Consider the following 345-nt stretch of genomic DNA (forward strand, 5'->3'; position numbering starts at 1 on the left):
GCTGGAGTTTATCCCTGCACAAGTAAAAGTCATTGAGCATGTGCGGTTAAAGTACAGCTGCCGCCGCTGTGAAAAAGATAGCACCCAAGTTAAGGTGCATATCGCGCCAGTGCCTGCTAGCCCAATCCCCAAGGGCATTGCGACCGCATCTTTACTCAGCCAAATCATCACCAGCAAATACCAATATGGCTTGCCTCTATATCGCCAAGAAAGCATGTTTGAGCAATACGGCATCGAGATGAGCCGTAAAACCATGGCCGACTGGATGATGAAGTGCAGTGACTTACTTCAACCCCTTTATGATAGGTTGCGTGCAGTATTGCTTGAACAGGCCGTTATCCAAGC

At 48.7% G+C, this 345-nt stretch carries 1 protein-coding gene; it reads left to right on the forward strand.

What is annotated here, in order from left to right; all coding sequences use genetic code 11:
* On the forward strand, window positions 1-345 hold a 345-nt coding region (locus AB4238_RS17835), incomplete at both ends, for a transposase (protein ID WP_372034662.1).

This window comes from Shewanella sp. 10N.286.45.A1, assembly GCF_041470405.1.
Taxonomy (GTDB): Bacteria; Pseudomonadota; Gammaproteobacteria; order Enterobacterales; family Shewanellaceae; genus Shewanella.